This is a genomic window from Methylobacterium oryzisoli (assembly GCF_046557895.1).
Lineage (GTDB): Bacteria > Pseudomonadota > Alphaproteobacteria > Rhizobiales > Beijerinckiaceae > Methylobacterium > Methylobacterium oryzisoli.
In genome coordinates, this window is the sequence record NZ_JBKIBX010000002.1 from 143,000 (window position 1) to 159,152 (window position 16,153).

At 74.4% G+C, this 16,153-nt stretch carries 14 protein-coding genes; 6 read left to right on the forward strand and 8 right to left on the reverse strand.

All coding sequences use genetic code 11. The annotated features are described in order from the left end of the window. Nucleotides 1-10: 10 nt before the first annotated feature. From ACKUB9_RS03040 to ACKUB9_RS03055, 4 genes are all read right to left on the reverse strand, one after another. Entirely contained in the window at nucleotides 11-808 is a 798-nt protein-coding gene (locus ACKUB9_RS03040; protein WP_407519311.1) for a class I SAM-dependent methyltransferase, read from the reverse strand. A gap of 470 nt (nucleotides 809-1,278) precedes the next feature. Beyond that, nucleotides 1,279-2,907 carry a heme biosynthesis protein HemY gene (locus ACKUB9_RS03045; RefSeq protein WP_410825748.1) on the reverse strand — a complete coding sequence of 543 codons (1,629 nt, stop codon included), beginning with the start codon at nucleotides 2,905-2,907 and terminating at the stop codon, nucleotides 1,279-1,281. 229 nt (nucleotides 2,908-3,136) lie between these two features. Then, on the reverse strand, nucleotides 3,137-5,212 hold the full coding sequence (locus tag ACKUB9_RS03050) for a COG4223 family protein (protein ID WP_407519314.1): 2,076 nt from the start codon (nucleotides 5,210-5,212) through the stop codon (nucleotides 3,137-3,139). A 54-nt stretch (nucleotides 5,213-5,266) separates the two neighbouring features. Next, entirely contained in the window at nucleotides 5,267-6,100 is an 834-nt protein-coding gene (locus tag ACKUB9_RS03055) for a uroporphyrinogen-III synthase (RefSeq protein WP_407519315.1), read from the reverse strand. Nucleotides 6,101-6,208: 108 nt separating this feature from the next. On the opposite strand from ACKUB9_RS03055, the gene tsaD reads away from it, so the two are divergent. The 5 genes from tsaD (at nucleotide 6,209) to ACKUB9_RS03080 (ending at nucleotide 10,634) form a co-directional block, all read left to right on the forward strand. Further along, nucleotides 6,209-7,255, forward strand: a complete 1,047-nt coding sequence (gene tsaD, locus ACKUB9_RS03060) for a tRNA (adenosine(37)-N6)-threonylcarbamoyltransferase complex transferase subunit TsaD (RefSeq protein WP_407519316.1) — start codon at nucleotides 6,209-6,211, stop codon at nucleotides 7,253-7,255. Next, the gene (locus tag ACKUB9_RS03065) at nucleotides 7,252-8,133 is read left to right on the forward strand and encodes a GNAT family N-acetyltransferase (RefSeq protein ID WP_407519317.1); all 882 of its coding nucleotides are present in this window, start codon (nucleotides 7,252-7,254) and stop codon (nucleotides 8,131-8,133) included. Before tsaD ends, ACKUB9_RS03065 begins: the two co-directional genes overlap by 4 nt. Continuing rightward, nucleotides 8,130-9,173 (forward strand): NAD(P)H-dependent glycerol-3-phosphate dehydrogenase, encoded by a 1,044-nt coding sequence (locus tag ACKUB9_RS03070; RefSeq protein ID WP_407519318.1) that lies wholly within the window; start codon nucleotides 8,130-8,132, stop codon nucleotides 9,171-9,173. The genes ACKUB9_RS03065 and ACKUB9_RS03070 overlap by 4 nt, the downstream gene beginning before the upstream one ends. Before the next feature lie 294 nt (nucleotides 9,174-9,467). Then, a complete protein-coding gene (locus tag ACKUB9_RS03075) occupies nucleotides 9,468-9,929 on the forward strand; it encodes a MarR family winged helix-turn-helix transcriptional regulator (RefSeq protein ID WP_407519319.1) in 462 nt (153 codons plus the stop codon). A 210-nt stretch (nucleotides 9,930-10,139) separates the two neighbouring features. Then, complete coding sequence (locus ACKUB9_RS03080; RefSeq protein WP_407519320.1) at nucleotides 10,140-10,634, forward strand: NUDIX hydrolase; 495 nt, start codon at nucleotides 10,140-10,142, stop codon at nucleotides 10,632-10,634. A 52-nt stretch (nucleotides 10,635-10,686) separates the two neighbouring features. Here the strand turns inward: ACKUB9_RS03080 and rlmN are convergent, their stop codons facing one another. The 3 genes from rlmN to ACKUB9_RS03095 form a co-directional block, all read right to left on the reverse strand. Next, nucleotides 10,687-11,991, reverse strand: coding sequence for a dual-specificity RNA methyltransferase RlmN (gene rlmN / locus ACKUB9_RS03085; protein WP_407519321.1), 1,305 nt, complete (start codon nucleotides 11,989-11,991; stop codon nucleotides 10,687-10,689). A gap of 71 nt (nucleotides 11,992-12,062) precedes the next feature. Then, nucleotides 12,063-13,751 carry a methyl-accepting chemotaxis protein gene (locus ACKUB9_RS03090; RefSeq protein WP_407519322.1) on the reverse strand — a complete coding sequence of 563 codons (1,689 nt, stop codon included), beginning with the start codon at nucleotides 13,749-13,751 and terminating at the stop codon, nucleotides 12,063-12,065. A 244-nt stretch (nucleotides 13,752-13,995) separates the two neighbouring features. After that, nucleotides 13,996-14,613 carry an invasion associated locus B family protein gene (locus tag ACKUB9_RS03095; RefSeq protein ID WP_407519323.1) on the reverse strand — a complete coding sequence of 206 codons (618 nt, stop codon included), beginning with the start codon at nucleotides 14,611-14,613 and terminating at the stop codon, nucleotides 13,996-13,998. A 212-nt stretch (nucleotides 14,614-14,825) separates the two neighbouring features. Between ACKUB9_RS03095 and ACKUB9_RS03100 the strand changes: the two genes are divergently transcribed. Then, the gene (locus ACKUB9_RS03100) at nucleotides 14,826-15,860 is read left to right on the forward strand and encodes a phosphotransferase (RefSeq protein WP_407519524.1); all 1,035 of its coding nucleotides are present in this window, start codon (nucleotides 14,826-14,828) and stop codon (nucleotides 15,858-15,860) included. A gap of 95 nt (nucleotides 15,861-15,955) precedes the next feature. Here the strand turns inward: ACKUB9_RS03100 and ACKUB9_RS03105 are convergent, their stop codons facing one another. Beyond that, nucleotides 15,956-16,150, reverse strand: a complete 195-nt coding sequence (locus ACKUB9_RS03105; protein ID WP_407519324.1) for a hypothetical protein — start codon at nucleotides 16,148-16,150, stop codon at nucleotides 15,956-15,958. Between the last annotated feature and the right edge of the window lie 3 nt (nucleotides 16,151-16,153).

Here is a 16,153-nt window from a genome sequence, read left to right on the forward strand (position 1 = left end):
AGGAGAGCGCCTAGGCCGGATAGGGCTCGGTCCGGATCTCGAAGCCCAACTCCTCCGGCGCGGGGTTCCGCGCCAGCCGCTCGGTCATGAAGACCCACTTCCGGCGTTGCAGCACGCCGAGGCTGAACCCGTAATGCTTTGCCATGTCGTGGGCAGCGCGGGCGACGGGCTCGAAGTAGTAGTCGTCGCCGAACATCACGCCGCCCTCGTTCAGGCGCGGCAGATAGCCGTGAACCTCCTCCACCACTTGATGGTAGGCGTGACCGGCGTCCACGTAGATTAGATCAGCCTTGAAGCCGAGGTCGCGCATCACCTGCCAGCCGGTCGCCGTATCGACCGTGAAGGGGAAGATACGTCCCTCGTTGCCGCGGGCGACTGTGTTGCCGAGGAAAGCTTCGAGGATTGTCGGCATCCCGTTGCGCCGGCGCATCGTGTCGATCGTATCACCCAGCACCCAGTGCTCCGGCCCCCCCAGGAACGTATCGACGCAGATAATCCGCGAATCGAGGCCTTCCGCCTTGCAGATATCGGCCATGTGGTTGGCGGAGTGGCCTTTCCAAGAGCCGAGCTCGACGATTGTGTCGGGCCGTGTTGTCCTTATAAGCCACTCGAAAACCGGCTCATCCGCGAGCATGCTCTGCTCGTCCGTGACGAAACGGCTGCGATCCATGGAAGACCAGAAATCCTCCGGGAAGATGCGATCGAGAAATGTGTCGTTGGGACCCGGGATTCTTGTTCGCTCGACCGGAAAAGATGTTTTAGATGTACTTGCCTTACCGCGGTTGAATAAAATATCCAGCAATGCCATCGTAATTTTCCATCAGGTTTCGTGAATAATGATACGCGCCGTGATGCACAGCCGGATCTGCATGAAAAGGATACTGCCACTCTGCGCGAAAGCCGTCGAGAACGACCGTGCTTTCGTTTATGGTCGGCCGTCAAGCTTTCGCAGAGATCGCGACGGTCAGGATCGTGTCAAAGGCCCGGTGCACCAACTTCGTGGACCCGGGTCCGATCCGGACGATCAGCGGACATCGCTCGTCCGGGAACGAAGCGCGGCCCAGGGTGCCTCGCTCCGCACGTGCCGGCCCGGAATACGCCTTGTCACACCGCCCTGTGCCGCTGCGTCTCGTCCACACGCCGACCGCGCCAAACACACGGTCATCGCCTTGACCGGGAACGGCCCGCCGTCGGCATGGACCGCTCCGATGCACTCAAGGTCTTCGCTTTGACACGGCCACTTTCACTGGACCAGCAAGCATTCCAACGAAGAGCGCGTCAGACCACCCGGCGCGGGCGCTCGACGAAGGGCGCCTCGTCCTCGGGCGGCTTCGGCTGCGGGAGGACCACCGGCGTCGCGGTCGCCGCGAAGGGCGGGGCGGAGGTATCGAGGCCGTTGCCGTGGGGCCGGGGTGCCTTGGCATCGGTCACCGGCCCGGGCTTCGCCTCGCCCGCGGGCGGCTTGGTCTCGCCGGTCCGCGGCGGAGCGGGCGGGGGGGCGGGCGTCCGGGTCTCGCCGGCCGGCATCGGCGCCGTCCGGGTCGGCTCGGGGGCGGCGAGGACGTCGGGCTCCTCCGCTTCCGGCTCCTCGGAGGCGTCGGCCGCGTCGGGACCCCGGGTGATCAGGTCGGGCGGCGTCTGCCACACGAAGGCGTCGAGGCGCCCGCTCACCGGGGAGATCGGCGCCCAGCGCTCCGAGACGATCCCGTCCGCGCACCACGCCGGGTCGCGCGGCGCGCGGGCGGCGCGGGCGAGCCACTCGCGGGCGCGGCCCGAGCCGCGGCCGTGCTCGGCCTCCTCGATCTCGGCCATCAGCAGGTAGGCGCGCCGGGTCGGGGATTCGGCGACGAGCGGGGCCAGCACGTCGCGGGCGCGGGCGAACTCGCGGGCTTCGAGGGCCGCCCGCGCGATGGCGAAACGCGCCTCCGGGTGCCAGGACGAGAGGCGGGCCAGGGTCTCGGCCCGGGCGAGCCGGTCGCGGCTCGAATCCCCCGGGCGCAGGTCGAGGTAGACCCGGGCGAGGTCGGGATGCGGCCCGGCCTTCCAGGCGGCCTCCACCACCCGGGCGGCCTTCTTCAGCTCGGCCCGGCGCGACAGCAGGCGCCCGGCCACCACCGCGGCCGGCACGAGGTCGGGGGCGAGCTTCACGGCCTCCATCGCCTGGGCGAGCGCCCGCTCGGGATCGCCCGCCTCGCGCTCCTGGGCGCTCGCGGTGAGCAGCACCGCCCGCTGGCGGCGCGCCGCCGCCTTGTCGGCGATGCCGAGCGAGGCGCGGCGCGACACGGTGTCGAGCGCACCGTTCCAGTCGCGGTCGGCGCACTGGGCTTCGAGCACCGCCTCGTTCGCCCAGGACACGCTCGGAGCAAGATGGGCGGCCTCCGCCGCGTAGGCGCGGGCCGTGGCCTCGTCGCCCTGGCGGCGCGCCTCCACGAACAGGCCCCGCAGGCCCAGCACCCGGGTCTCGGGATCGTCCGCCATGCGCCGGAAGGCGCGCTCGGCCCCGGCGCGGTCGCCCGAGATCTGCGCCGCCTGCGCGGTGAGGAGCAGCGCCAGCGGCTCGCGGCCGAGCAGGCGCTCGGCCTCGCCCGCGTGGGGGGGCGCCGCCACGGGGTCGCCGGAGCCCACCGCCACCATGCCGCGCGAGAGGGCCGAGTAGCCCCGCGCCCGCCGCCGCTCGCGGCCCGACCGGGAGAGCTGGCGCGGCAGGCGCAGCACGCCGCGGGCGAAGGCCCAGGCGAAGCCCAGCACCACTGCGAGCACCAGCACCCCGACGAGTCCCGCCGCGAGGCTGGTCGCCACCTCGTAGCCGCCCCAGGTGACGGTCACGACGCCGGGATGGTCGGCGAGCCAGACCGCCGCGTAGGCCGCGATGGCCAGAAGGGCCAGGAAGGCGAGAGCGCGCCACATCGGTTGTTCAACTCCTCGAATCCGCGCGCGGGCCTGCGCGGCGGGGGCATCACTGCCCCCGGAGATCAGTCATCGGCCGGGCGGCCGCGCGGGCCGCCGGGTGTGAACCGGCGCGGCCCGCGCGGGAGATCCCGCGCCGGACCGCACTGGGAAACGGCGAGCCGGCCGTTCGGTCCCAACGGACCGCCCGGGGCGGTTCCGCCGAGGCCGGGCTTCCGGCTCATGCGGCTCAGCGAGCCGCGCCCGAGAGGGCCCCGAAGGCGGCGGCGAGCCGGGCGCGCGCGGCCTCGCCCGCCGCGACCCGGGCCTTGAGCGTATCACCGAACGCCGCAGCCTCCTTGCGGGCGGCCTCCGGCATGGCATCGAAGGCGGCGGCCGCCTCGGGCAGCGCGCCGCGGTCGAGGGCGGCCTGCACCTTCGCCACGGCGGCCTCGGTGGCGTCGCCGCCCTGGGACGCGGGAGCGTTGGGCTCGGCCGGGGCATCCGTTCGCCGCACCGCCACGATCGAACTCGCCATGCTGGCGAGCCGGTCGGTGACGCTGCCGCGCTCGGCCACCTCGCGCTGGCGCGCCGCCCGGACGGCGGCGGTGATGCGGTCGCCGATGCCCTGGAACTCCTGCGCCAGCGCCTGGGCGGTCGGCGCGCCGCGGGCCGCGAACGGCTCCAGCGGCGCGAGCGCCGCCGCGTCGTTCGGCCCGAGCTGCTTGAGCGCCGCGAGCGCGTCGGCGTAGGGCGCCCCGAAGGCCAGCGCCGCCGCGATGCGGTCGGCCGCCACGGCCCGCAGGCCGGCCTGCACCGTGCCCGCCTCGGCCCGGCCCGCGATCTCGCGCGCGAGGTCGGCGAGGCGCTGCTCCTGCGCCTTGCCCCGCGCGTCGAGGGCCTGCTGCAGCGCATCGAGCCGGCCGGCCAGTGCCTTGTCGGCGGCCTCATCCGCGGCGGTGCGGCGGCCGAGATCCGCCTGAACGGCCTTGAGGCCGGAATCGAGGCCGTCGAGGCGGCTCCTCAGCTCGGTCGTGTCGGAGCGGCCCTGCAGGCCTGCGACGGACTGGGACAGCGCGTCGACCTTCTGGCGCAGCTCCGGATCGCCGGTGCCGTTCTGGAGGCCGGCGAGGCGCTGGTCGATCGCCTCGAACCGGGCCTGGAGGTCGCCGGTGGCGGGCGCTGCCGCCGGGGCCGGAGCGGCGCCGGGCGCGGGCGCGGCACCGGCCGTCCTGAGCGCCTCGGCCGCTTGGTCGGACGCCGCCTTGGCGGCGGCCTCCGCGGCGGCGACGCGGCGGTCGAGGGCCTGCACGCTGTCGCGGGGCGCGAGGGCGGCGAGCCGCTGGTCGAGGCTGGCGGTCGTCGGATCGCCGGCGGGCTGCGGTCCGATCCCGTAGGCCGGGCCGTACACGGTGAGGCCGTAGAGGAGCCCCGCGCCGACCACGCCGCCGAGCAGCGCGGCGGTCAGCACCGAGCCGAACCCGGCCCCCGACCGGGCCGCCGGGGGCGGGGGCGCGGCCGGACGGGTCTCCGGCCGGGCCGGTCCCGCGGCGGTCCGAGGAGGTTCGGCCTTCAGGGGATCGGGCTTCAGGGGATCGACCTTGCCGGCCGCGCCGGTCGGGCCCGGCTTCGCGGGATCGGGCTTGGCGAGATCGGGCTTGGCGGCCTCCGTCTTGCCGGGTCCCGGTGCAGCGGTCGTGGCGGCGGCCGGTCCGGTCTTCGGGACGCTGGAGGCGGCGGCCGGGATCGGCGCACCGGCGGGCTTCGCTCCACCGGTCGCCCCGGTCGGCGAGACCCCCGACACCGGGGAGGACGGAGCCGGACCGGCCGGCTTCGCGGCGGCACCGGTCGCTCCGGTCCCGCCGGACAGTCCCGTCGCGCCAGACAGTCCCGTCGCGCCGGAGGATCCGGTCGCTCCCGTCGCACCGGTCGTCCCGGTGGTCCCGGTCGCGCCGGAGGATGCCGTGGCGCTGGACGGTCCGGTCGCGGACCTCACGGGGTCGGCCGGCTTCGCCTCGCCGGGTCGCGGTGCCGCGCCGGCCGTGGCGCCGGTCGTCCCCCTGGCGCCGGTCGCGCCCGTGCTGCCGGTCGCGCCGGGTCCGGTGGCGCCGGCCGGCTTCGCCGTCCCTGGCGCCGCTCCCGTGGGACCGCCGGGCCTGGGCCCCTCTCTGCCGGGCTGGCCGGCCGGGCCGGCGCCCTGGGCCTTGGGCGGCGCGTCGCTCACCCGGTTCGCCTTGAGGTCGATGATCGGGCCGCTCGCCGGGTCGATGCCGCGTCCGCCCGGCCGGTTGCGGGGATCCTGCTTGTCCTTGTCGGATGGAGTCACGGCCGAAGTTCCTCACGACTGCGCCGGGTGGGGGCCAAGCCCGCCGGCTGCCTCTCACCCCGCGTTGCCGCGGCCCGGCGGCGGCTCTCCGCCCGCTGGGACCGCATGTTGGTCCGCCGTCCTTAGCACCGCTTCCGGTCCCGGCGCGAGGCCGGCCAGCAATGCCTCTTCGGTCGGCTGCGCCGCGACGAAATGGGACACGATGCCGGCCGCGACCAGTGGGGCGGCCACGTCGGGCGACAGGCAGAGATGCGCGAGGCGGGCGAAAGCCCTCTCGCGGCCGGCGGCGCGCGCGAGGCCCAGCGCCGTCGCGGCGCTGCGCCGGGAGTAGTGCAGCGCGGCGTCGAGCCGCCCCTGCGCCAGCGCCGCCGCGGCCGCATCGGGCAGGTGCGCCAGGGGCCGGGCCGCGTAGGCCGTCCAGACCGTGACGGAGAACCCTGCGGCCGAGAGCGTCGCGGCGGGTTCCGGCTTGCGCTCCCGCCCGGCCGCGTGGAGGAGACGGGCCCCGGGCGGCAGCGCTCCGGCGACGAGGGCGGCGAGCGAAGCGGCGTCGCCGTCCGCGTCGTGCACCGCGGCGAGGCCCGCCGCCCGCGCCGCCGCGGCGGTCCGCCCCCCGACGCAATAGGCGGGCAGGTCCGTCAAGCCGGCCGCCGCGGCGGCCGGCACGGCGTTGGCGCTGGTCAGCACGAGTGCGTCGAACGGTCCCTCGGGCGGCGGCGCGTGGCTCGGCGCGAGGTCGAGGACCGGGGCGAGGAGCGGGACGTGGCCGAGCCGGCGCAGGCGCGCGGCCGTGCGGGCGCCGGCCGGCAGCGGGCGGGCGACCCAGATCTGCAGGGCCGCCGGGATCGCGCCGGGCAAAGCCGCGGAACCGCTCACCACGCCGCTCACCTCGCCTCCCACCTTTGCGGGGCGTGCTCCCCGGGTTATCTCACCCCACCATACCGGCCCCGGCGCCGCGCGCCATCCCTCCGGCGCCCGGCGCCCGCGAGAACAGCCATGATCGTCCTCGGCATCGAGACCACCTGCGACGAGACCGCGGCCTCCGTCGTCGCCACGGGCGAGGACGGGCGCGGCGTCATCCGCGCCAACGAGGTGCTGAGCCAGATCGCCGAGCACGCGGCCTATGGCGGGGTGGTGCCGGAGATCGCGGCGCGCGCGCACGTGGAGGTGCTGGACCGGCTGATCGCCCGCGCCCTGCACGAGGCGGATCTCACCCTCGACGACCTCGACGGCATCGCGGTCGCGGCCGGGCCCGGCCTGATCGGCGGCGTGCTGGTCGGCCTCGTCACCGCCAAGACGCTCGCCCTCGTGGCGCGCAAGCCGCTGCTCGCGGTCAACCACCTGGAGGCGCACGCGCTCACCGCGCGGATGACCGACGGCGTCGCCTTCCCGTACCTCCTGCTGCTGGCCTCCGGCGGGCACACGCAGCTCGTCGCCGTGAAGGGCGTGGGCGAGTACCTGCGGCTCGGCACCACCATCGACGACGCCATCGGCGAGGCCTTCGACAAGGTGGCCAAGCTCCTCGGCCTGCCCTATCCGGGCGGCCCCGAGGTCGAGCGCGCCGCCGAGAGCGGCGACCCGGAGCGCTTCGCCCTGCCCCGCCCGATGCTGGGCCGGCCGGAGCCGAATTTCTCGCTCTCCGGCCTCAAGACCGCGCTGCGGATCGAGGCCGAGCGCATCGCGCCCCTGACCGGCCAGGACGTGGCCGACCTCTGCGCCAGCTTCCAGGCCGCGGTGGTGGACGTGGTGGTGGACCGGGTGCGGGTGGCGCTGCGGACCTTCGGTACCGTCGCCGGGCATCCGACCGCGCTCGTGGCGGCCGGGGGCGTGGCGGCGAACGGCACGCTGCGGCGGGCGCTGGCGCAGCTCGCGGGCGAGGCGGGCCTGCAACTCGTCGCCCCTCCCCTGCCGCTCTGCGGCGACAACGGCGCGATGATCGCCTGGGCGGGCATCGAGCGGCTGCGCCTCGGCCTCGTCGACGACCTCATGGCGCCGGCCCGCCCGCGCTGGCCCTTCGCCGACGCCCTGCCCGCCGCCGAATGAGGAGCGCCCGCCGCCCGGAGGCCGCGCCGGACCACGCCGAGGTCCAGCGCCGCTGGCGCGCCCTGGTGGACGAGCGCCTGCCCGCGGCGGCGCGGCCGGACTGGCCGGTGCGCCTCAACCATTGCTTCGCGCGCATCCTCCTCGACAATGCCTGCGGCGGTCCGTGGCGGGCGAGCGTCGCCCCGCCGGCCTGGGCGAACATGCCGCCCGCCCGCCTCGCGGAGGCCCTGGCGCTCGGCGAGGCGGTGCTCGCGGGCCGGGCCGATCTCGCGGAGCTGAACCGGCGCTCGCTGGCGTGGCGGGGGCACCCGCGCGCGATCCCCGCGCCCCGCGCGCTGCGCGAGGGCGACCTCCTGCTGCGGCGCTGGCGGCACGAGGACGACGCGCCCTTCGCGGCGCTGAACGCCGATCCGGAGGTGATGCGCTTCTTTCCCGCCGTGAAGAGCCGGCGCGAGAGCGTGGCCGAGGCCCGCGCCCTCGACGGGCGCTTCGCGCAGGACGGCTTCGGCCCCTGGGCGCTGGAGGAGGCGGGCGCCTTCGTCGGGTTCGTGGGCTGCTGGCGCCCGCTGCGCCCGCTGCCGGTGGCGAGCGATGCGGGGCTGGTGGAGATCGGCTGGCGGCTCGCCCGCCCGGCCTGGGGCCGGGGGCTGGCCACGCGCGCAGCGCGGCTCGCCCTCGCGGACGCCTTCGGGCGCTGCCGGCTGCCCGAGGTGGTGGCCTACACGGCCGCGCTCAACACGGCGTCGCGCCGCGTGATGGAGCGGCTCGGCATGGTCCAGGCTCAGGATTTCCCGCACCCGGCCCTGCCGGAGGGCCATCCCCTGCGGCCGCACGTGCTCTACCGGCTGCGCGCCGCGGATCTCGGAGGCGGCGCATGAGCGGGGCCGGACCGGTCGCGGTGGTGGGCGGGGGGGCCTGGGGCACGGCGCTCGCCAACGCGGCCGCCGCGGCCGCCCCCGGCGAGGTGCTGCTGTGGCTGCGCGACGCCGCCGCCGCGCAGGCGATGGCGCGACACCGCGAGAATGCCCGCTACCTGCCCGGCGTGCCGCTCCATCCCGGGGTGCGGCCGAGCGCCGACGCGGCGGGGCTGCGGCGGGCCGGGGCCGTGCTGGTGGTGACGCCGGCCCAGACCCTGCGCGGCGTGCTCGCGGCCTTGAGCCCGTTCCTCGCGCCGGACACGCCGCTCGTCCTGTGCGCCAAGGGAATCGAGCGGGGCAGCGACGCCTTCCTGACCGACGTGGCCGCGTCCGTGCGGCCCGGGGCGCCGCTCGCGGTCCTGTCCGGCCCGAGCTTCGCGGCCGACGTCGCCCGCGGCCTGCCCACCGCCGTGACGCTCGCCGCCGTCGACGGCGACCTGGCGGCCCGGCTCGCGGCGGCCCTGTCGGGGCCGAGCCTGCGGGTCTATCACGGCACCGATCCGCGCGGCGTCGAGATCGGGGGAGCGGCCAAGAACGTGCTGGCCATCGCCTGCGGCGCGGTCATCGGGCGCGGGCTGGGCGAGAGCGCCAGGGCCGCGCTCGTCGCCCGCAGCTTCGCCGAACTGATGCGCTTCGCCCGCGCCTACGGTGCGCGCCCCGAGACCCTGATGGGCCTCTCGGGCCTCGGCGACCTCGTGCTCACGGCCGCCTCCCCGCAATCGCGCAACTTCGCCTTCGGCGAGCGGCTCGGGCGCGGCGCCTCGCCGGCCGAGGCGGCGGGCGGCCGGCTCGCCGAAGGCGCGCTCACGGCCGCCGCCCTCGTGGGGCTGGCGCGCCGCCGGGGCGTCGAGATGCCGGTGGCCGAGGCGGTGGCGGCGATCGTCGCAGGCGAGATCGGCCTCGACGATGCCGTCGCCGCGCTGCTGAGCCGGCCGCTGCGGGCGGAGGACGAGCCGGCACCGGGCGGCGCGGAGGACGGCGCCGGCATCGTGCCGCCGTGACGCTCGGACCGGCCGTCCGATGATGTCCAAGGATTCCGGCCGGTCGGTTCTCCCCGCCGCCGCGCTCCGGCGGCTCGACACCGCACCCTGCCGCACCAATTCCGCGCAATGGCCGCTGCGACAGCGTGCTTTATGTTACTGCCGACACCACCCGTTTGACGGGAACATGTCGCCTCGATTGCGCGGGACGCGGTTCTGGCCTGTGGCGTTCCGTGGTATGCGTCCTGTTTGTCACAGGCGTATCCGGGCGCAGGACGCGGCCGGCCATGCGGGCGTGAACGGTATGGTGTGCACATGACCTCTCTCGAGCCCGTCCGGGCGGGCGTGGACGCGCTCCGCCTCGACAACCAACTCTGCTACGCGCTCTACGCCGCCTCGCACCGGATGACGAAGTGCTACCGGCCCCTGCTGGAGCGCCTCGGCCTCACCTACCCGCAATACCTCGTCCTGATCGTGCTGTGGGAGAACGACGGGCTGACCGTGTCCGAGATCGGCCGGCGGCTGCGCCTCGACTCGGGCACGCTCACCCCCGTCCTCAAGCGCCTCGAAGGGGCCGGCTTCGTGCGCCGCACCCGCCGCCAGGCGGACGAGCGCGAGGTCGAGATCAGCCTGACGCCCGAAGGCACGGCCCTGCGGGAGGACGCCGTCGAGGTGCGCCGCGCGGTGGTGCGCGAGCTCAAGATGTCGGAGGCGGAGATCGCCGAGCTGCGCACCCGCCTCGACGAGCTGATCATGACCCTCGGCAACGAGGCCTGACGAGGCCCGCCATCCGCGCCGCTCCTTGTTCGCCGGCAAAACTTTTCGACTTGAGGAGACGCTTCGTCTCCGCGTAAGGAAGCGGCCCGTCCGGTTCACGGGCCTTCCCCCGCAGAGACGTTCCGACCCCGGCAGCCGCGTGATCATCTCCCCACCCCGCGACGGCGTCAGGCCGCGAGATCCCGGCCGCCGCCCGGAAGGCAGCACGGGATGAAGAGCCTGCGCAACCTCACCGCCGCGCTCGCCGGCTGGTCGGAGGGCGCGGACCTGCCGCGCCGCCAGGTGGGCGTCCTGCCGCTGCGGACCGGGCCGGACGGCGCGCTCCAGGTCATGCTCATCACCTCGCGCGAGACGCGGCGCTGGGTGATCCCCAAGGGCTGGCCGATGAAGGGCCTCAAGGACCATGAGGCGGCGGCCCGGGAGGCCTACGAGGAGGCCGGCCTGATCGGGCGCGTGAGCAAGCGCGCGGAGGGCAGCTACTTCTACCACAAGCGCCTGAAGAGCCGCGACGCCGTGCTGTGCCAGGTACAGGTCTTCCGCCTCGACGTGCGCCGGCAGCTCAAGGACTGGCCGGAGCGGGCCGAGCGCGAGGGGCACTGGTTCTCGGTTCAGGAGGCGGCCGATGCCGTCTCGGAGGCCGGCCTCGCCGCCCTGATCCGGGCCGTGGGCAGCCGCAGCGACAAGGACGCGCGCGCCAAGCGCTGAGACCCGCCGGCCTCATGCCGGCCCACGTCGGGATGACGGATCCGGGCGTCGCTCAATCGTCCATCGCGGCGGCGCCGTAGACCCCTTCGGCCCCGATGCCGTCCTCCAGCATCAGCCGGGCGCGGGCGCGCAGGCGCTCGGTCTCGCTCTTGAGCTGGCCGCAGGCCGCCAGGATGTCGCGCCCGCGCGGCGTGCGCACCGGCGAGGCGTAGCCGGCGTTGAACACGATCTCGGAAAATCGCTCGATCCGCTCCCAGTCGGAGCACTCGTAGCGCGAGCCGGGCCAGGGATTGAACGGGATCAGGTTGATCTTGGCCGGGATGCCCTTGAGCAGGCGCACGAGTTCCCGCGCCTCCGCGTCGGAGTCGTTCACCCCCTTGAGCATCACGTACTCGAAGGTGATGCGCCGGGCGTTCGACACGCCCGGATAGGAGCGGCAGGCGTCGAGCAGGGTGCGGATCGGATACTTGCGGTTGAGCGGCACCAGCTCGTCGCGCAGGTCGTCGCGCACGGCGTGCAGCGAGATCGCCAGCATGGCGTTGGCGTCGATGCCGAGCCGCTCGAACTGCGGCACCACGCCCGAGGTCGAGACCGTGATCCGGCGGCGCGAGAGGCCGAGGCCCTCGTGGTCGCTCATCACCCCGATGGCGTCGACGACGTTCTCGACGTTGTAGAGCGGCTCGCCCATGCCCATGAACACGATGTTCGAGACGAAGCGCGAGCCGTCCACCGGCACGAAGGTGCCCTTCGGCGGGGTCTGGCCGGGCCAGTCGCCGAGGCGGTCGCGGGCCACGACGAGCTGCGCGGTGATCTCCTGGGCCGAGAGGTTGCGCACGAGGCGCTGCGTGCCGGTGTGGCAGAACGAGCAGGTGAGCGTGCAGCCGACCTGGCTCGACACGCAGAGCGTGCCGCGGTCGTTGGCCGGGATGTAGACGCACTCGATCTCGGCGCCGCGGTTGTGGTCGTGGCGGCCCGTGGAGGGCATCCGCAGCAGCCACTTGCGGGTGCCGTCGCGCGAGACCTGCTCGCTCACCACCTCGGGGCGGTCGAGGGTGTAGGCCTCGGCGAGCTGGGCCTTGAGGCCCTTGCCGACATTGGTCATCGCCTCGAAGGAGGCCGCGCCGCGCACGTTGATCCAGTGCCAGAGCTGGCCGGTGCGCATGCGCTGCTCGCGCTCGGGCACGCCGATGGCGGCCAGACGCTCCCGCAGGGCCCCGCGGGTGAGGCCGGTGAGGGAGGTGCGGCCCGTGGCGACGATCGCCTCCGGGCGCACCTCGGGGGCCTTCTCGATCGCATCGAGGGGAGAGGAATCGGCGCGGCGCTCGCGCCGCGCGGTGTCGAACGACGCGCTCGCCATGGGAAACCTTCGGATGGGCAGGTTTCCGAGCATATAGGGGTATTGCGGCCGAAACGCGAATGCCTTCCCGCTCACGCCGCCCGGACGGTGGCGAGGAAGCGCGCCACCTCGCGCCCGAGATGCTCCGAGCGGTCCGACAGGGCCGAGGCGGAGGCGAGCATCTGCGAGGCCGCGGCCCCCGTCCCGTCCGCCGCCTGGGCCACGCCCGTGATCGTGTCCGTCACCGCGCTCGTGCCGGCCGCCGCCTGGCCGACGTTGCGCACGATCTCCTGCGTCGCCGCCCCCTGCTGCTCCACCGCCGCCGCGATCGTGGTCGCGACGGTGCTGATCTCCTGGATCCGGGCGGTGATGCGCGCGATCGCCGAGACGGCCTCGCTCGTGGCGCCCTGGATCTGGCCGATCTGCTGGCCGATCTCGTCGGTGGCCTTGGCGGTCTGACCGGCGAGGTCCTTGACCTCGGCGGCGACGACCGCGAAGCCGCGGCCCGCCTCCCCGGCCCGCGCCGCCTCGATCGTGGCGTTGAGCGCCAGAAGGTTCGTCTGCCCGGCGATCGAGGAGATCAGCCCCACCACGTCGCCGATGCGGGCGGCGGCCTGGCTGAGGTTGCGCACGAAATGCGCCGTGCCGTCCGCCTCGCCGACCGCGACCTGCGCGAGGCCGGCCGAACTCGTCACCTGGCGGCCGATCTCGCCCACCGAGGCGCTGAGCTCCTCGGCGGCGGCCGCGACCGTGTTGACGTTGACCGCGGCCTCCTCGGCGGCGGCCGCCACGGTGATGGAGCGGCCCGCGGTCTCGTCGGCGGTCGCCGACAGGCTCCGGGCGGTCTCCTGGAGTTCGGCCGCCGCGGTCGAGACGGTGCGGATGATCCCGCCGACCTCGCGCTCGAAGGCGTCGGCGAGGTCGCGCATCGCGCGCCGGCGCTGCTCCTCGGCCCCGGCGCGGGCGAGCGCCGTCTCCTCCTCCAGGGCGCGGGTGCGGATCAGGTTGTCCTTGAACACCTGCACGGTGCGCGCCATCGCCCCGACCTCCTCGCGGCGGTCGCGGAACGGCACCTCGGCCGCCGCGTCACCCTCCGCGAGGCGCTGCATCAGGCCGGTCATGACGCGGATCGGCCGGGAGACGGTCCGGTCCAGCAACAGGATGCCGAGGAGGGCGGCTGCCAGCATGGCGGCGATCCCGCCCGCCATGGCCGTGTAGGCCCGCTGCATCGCCTCGCCGGCGGCGGCGCTGCGCGCCTCCATGAGGCCGAGTTCGGCCTGGGTCGCCTCCGCGGCCGTCTCCCGCAGCGCATCCATCCACCGCCTGCCGGCGCCCGAGGCCTCCATCTGCCGCGCCTCGTCCCGCGTGGCCTCGTCGTTCATCAGGGCGATCTCGCGCTCGGCCAGCTGCTCGCGCCACTTGCGGGCGAAGGAATCCAATTCGTCGAGGCGCTGCCCCTGCGAAGGATTGTCGGCCACGAGCGGCCGGACGGTGGCGAGCGCCGCCGCGTAGGCCTTCGCACCGTCCTGGTAGGGGCCGAGGAAGCGCATGTCCGCCGAGAGCAGGTAGCCGCGCAGGCTGGCCTCCTGCGCCGAGATCGCCGTCGTGAGCGCCTCGATCTGGGCCAGCACCTTGTAGGTCTGGTCGCGCTGCTGGTTCGCCGCGTCGATGGCCCTGAGATTGACGAAGCTGACCGCCGAACACACCAGTGCGGCGCCGACCACCAGCGCGAAGGCGAGGAAGAGCTTGGCGTTGAGACGGAGATCGGTGAGGCGGCGCATCGTGATCGGGTCCGGTGGGAACAGTGAAGCGCGCGCGGCGGACGGCGTCTGGCCTCCGCCCTGCACTTCTTCAAGCCGAACTTTGTCTTGATGCGATGAAGTTTGGGTTAAGTGGGCTCGCGCCGACCTTGGAGGAGGCGCGATCGTCGTTCGACGATCGGCACGACCCTACAAACTATGGATCAAGCCGCCGCCTGGACGGTCGAAACCTGCGGCCGGGGCGCGCAGGCCTATGCCCGCAGGACTATTTGCACTCCTCGCGGGTGCGCTTCATGGCCTCGCCGAACCCGTCGAGGCTGTACTCGTCCGTCGAGGCGTTGCCGCGCTGCGAGACGGCCTTCACGGTCACCTTCTTGGCCCGGCCCATGTCGGCGACGGCCCGGCCCTCGTCGGCGGGGTTCTGCAGCCACGCGTTCGTGCCCTTCACCACCAGCCCGTAGCGGGTCCGGTCGATGGCGAACGAGGGGTCGTTCGCGGCGCTCGCGGGGGCCGGCACGGCGCCGGTCGCCGCCACGGTCTCGGTGCCGCCCTGCGCACCCGCCTGGCCGGTGCCGGGCTTGAGCGGGAAGCCCATCATCAGGGCGATCTCGTTCGAGGCCCGCTCGCCCTTGCGCACGGTCACGAACAGGAAGGCGTCGGTGTCCTTGAGGCTCTTGAGGAGGCGCTCCCGCGGCTGGGTGATGGCGTAGCAGATGCGCGCCTTGCCCTCCCCCGCCACGTAGACGTTCCAGACCCCGTAGGTCTCGACGTGGCTCGCCTGCAGGTTCGGGGGCGCCGCGGCCTCGGCCTTGGGCCTCGGTTTGGCGAGCGCCGGGCCGGCGAGGAGCGACAGGGCGAGAACGGGGAGGAGGGCGCGGCTCATGCGGGCATCCTAGAGCATCGGCCGACGGCGTAAAAACGGCAATTGATGGCGCGATCCCCGTGGAGTGAACCACGCGAGGCTTGCGCGGGGCCGGCTGCGGCGGGCTCGGCCGCGAATTGCTGCGCTGCACGAATGACCGGGCGGGCGGGTTGCGGCATGGTCCCGCCGCCCCAGCACGCGACGAACGACGGATGCCCATGACCGCCCCGCCAGTGACTGCCCTGCCAGAGACCATCCCGGTGCGCGAGGCGCACCGCTTCCCCACCCAGGCGCTGGAAGCCTTCCTGGCCGGGCAGGGCCTGGGCGCGTTGCGCGATCTGCGCCAGATGCGGGGCGGCCAGTCGAACCCGACCTTCCTGGTGGTGGCGGAGGCGGGCGAGTACGTGCTGCGCAAGCAGCCGCCGGGCAAGCTGCTGCCCTCGGCCCACGCGGTGGACCGCGAGTTCCGGGTGCTCACGGCGCTCGGGCGCACCGACGTGCCGGTGCCGCGGGCGATCGCCTTCTGCGCCGACCCGGCGGTGATCGGCACGCCGTTCTACCTGATGGAGCGGCTGCACGGCCGGGTCTTCTGGGACCCGGCCCTGCCGGACCTGCCGCGCGAGGAGCGGGCACCGATCTACTTCGCGATGAACGAGGCGCTGGCGCGGCTGCACCGCGTCGACCCGGCGGCGGTCGGCCTGTCGGATTTCGGTCGGGCCGGCAACTACTTCCGGCGGCAGATCGAGCGCTGGTCGGGCCAGTGGGCGGCCTCGAAGACCCGCGAGAACGAGGCGATCGACCGGCTCGCCGCGTGGCTGCCGGCCCACATCCCGGAGGACGACGAGACCCGCCTCTGCCACGGCGATTTCCGCCTCGACAACATGATCTTCCACCCGACCGAGGCCCGGGTGATCGGCATCATCGACTGGGAGCTGGCGACGCTCGGGCACCCGCTCGCCGATCTCGGCTACAACTGCATCGCCTACAACACCGATCCCTCCGTCTATCGCGGCCTGCTCGGCCGCGACCTCGACGCCCTCGGCATCCCGAGCCAGGAGGAGTACGTGCGCCGCTACTGCGCGCGCACCGGCCGCCCGGACGGCATCACGCCCTTCCATCTCGCCTTCGCGCTCTTCCGCCTCGCGGTGATCCTGGAGGGCGTGCTCGCCCGCTCGAAGGCGGGCAACGCGTCGAGCGACGAGGCCGCCGAGAAGGGCGCGCTCGGCATCGCACTGGCCGAGCGGGGCTGGGAGCTGGCCCGCGGCTGAGCCCCCGTCGCCGCAGCGGTCATCGGTTCGGCCACGACCGCGGAAGCGAGAGGCTCGGCGGAACGGCCCGGGCCGCGCCGCCGAGGGTCCGGGGTTCAGGCGGCGCTGACGTCCTGGCTCAGGCGGCGGCGCAGCCGGTTCAGGCCGTAGATGGTGGCGAGCCGCAGGCGCGCGGTCCGGACCGGGGCCGCCACGCGCTCCGCCTGAACCGCCGCGATGATCCGCAGCGCCTCCGCCACGGAGGTTTCCAGATCGACGTCGACCGATCGGGCCGGAAGGCTCTTCTGCATCGG